Origin of the sequence: Mesorhizobium sp. M7A.F.Ca.US.002.01.1.1 (assembly GCF_004022955.1) — a bacterium.
In the GTDB taxonomy this organism is placed as follows: Bacteria; Pseudomonadota; Alphaproteobacteria; order Rhizobiales; family Rhizobiaceae; genus Mesorhizobium; species Mesorhizobium ciceri.
Genome location: NZ_RZQE01000831.1, coordinates 1 through 1500, shown reverse-complemented (window position 1 = coordinate 1500; position 1500 = coordinate 1). Strand labels below are relative to the sequence as shown.

Sequence of the window (1500 nt, the reverse complement as noted above, 5' to 3'; positions counted from 1 at the left end):
GCCAAATTGCCGCCCTGGCCTATGGTGTCATCCGCAATGGCCTGCTTGTGGTGGAATCGGTTGAAACCGATGGCCGTTTCAGGCAGCAAGGCCTGGGCCGCAAAACCGTCGGCGGCCTCATCGGCTGGGCGCGGCGGGCAGGGGCTCACGCCGCATGCTTGCAGGTGGTGGCCGACAACACACCGGCCCGCGCACTCTATGCCTCGCTTGGGTTCAGCCGTGAACTTTACCGATACCACTACCGTAGGAAGCCGCATGAACCACGATAGCTACGACAACACTTACATTGCCGGCATCCTCAATTCGGTGAAGACCGTTGCCATGGTCGGCGCGTCCGCCAATGATGTGCGGCCAAGCTATTTCGTGCTGAAATATCTGCTGGCCAAGGGATTTTCGGTGTTTCCGATCAATCCTGGCCAGGCCGGCAAGGAGATCCTCGGCCGGATGACCTATGCGAGGCTCGCCGATATTCCGGAGCCGATCGACATGGTCGACATTTTTCGCGCGCCGGCGGCGGTGCCCGGCATCGTCGACGAGGCGTTGCGGCTCGATCCCTTGCCGAAAGTGATCTGGATGCAGCTTGGCGTGCGCCATGACGAAGCAGCCGCGCGCGCCGAGGCCGCCGGCATCAAGGTGGTGATGAACCGCTGCCCCAAGATCGAATATGGCAAGCTGTCCGGCGAGATCGGTTGGACCGGCGTCAATTCCGGCGTGCTGTCGTCGAAGAAGCCGCTGATGCGGTCGGGATTCCAGAGTTTTGGCGTGCGGCAGAAGTAGTGCACGTCGCTCAAAAGTGCGCAGCGGTTTTGGGATAACGACGTGCACCAAAAGCAAGGCCTGACGCGCGATGCGCCTTAGGCGCAAAATTATTCCTTAGGCCAGCGCATTTTCTCGGGCCTCGGCCGCAGATCGCTAGCCGAAGGGTATTTTCTTCTTTGCATTCGCGCTCATGCTTCGCCAAGAATGCCCGGCGATTTCAAGAGTTTCAAAAGGGAGGTTTTCAGTGACCCGCACGCCAGGTTTCAACACGCTCGCCGTCCACGCCGGTGCCAAGCCCGATCCGGCGACCGGCGCGCGCGCCACGCCGATCTACCAGACGACCTCCTTCGTCTTCGACGATGCAGACCATGCCGCGTCGCTGTTCGGGCTGAAGGCCTTCGGCAACATCTACACCCGCATCATGAACCCGACCCAGGCGGTGCTGGAAGAGCGCATGGCGGCCCTTGAAGGCGGCACGGCGGCACTCGCGGTCGCCTCCGGCCATGCGGCGCAGGTGATCGTGTTCCACAATCTGATGCAGCCGGGCGACAATTTCGTCGCGGCCAACAAGCTTTACGGCGGTTCGATCAACCAATTCGGCCATGCCTTCAAGAATTATGGCTGGGAGGTGCGATGGGCCGACACCAACGATATCTCGACCTTCGAAAGCCAGATCGACGACAGGACCAAGGCGATCTTCATCGAAAGCCTCGCCAATCCGGGCGGCACCTTCGTCGACAT

General features: G+C 61.0%; 3 protein-coding genes. All 3 read left to right on the top strand.

All coding sequences use genetic code 11. The annotated features are described in order from the left end of the window. A partial coding sequence (locus tag EN932_RS35905) for a GNAT family N-acetyltransferase (protein WP_164890845.1) occupies positions 1-269 on the top strand: 269 nt, incomplete at its 5' end. Then, positions 256-777: a CoA-binding protein gene (locus EN932_RS35900; RefSeq protein ID WP_127385281.1), complete on the top strand. Its 522-nt coding sequence runs from the start codon at positions 256-258 to the stop codon at positions 775-777. The genes EN932_RS35905 and EN932_RS35900, both read left to right, overlap by 14 nt. Positions 778-1003: 226 nt before the next feature. Continuing rightward, positions 1004-1500: PLP-dependent transferase (locus EN932_RS35895; protein ID WP_128369514.1), on the top strand; the 497-nt coding region annotated here is incomplete at its 3' end.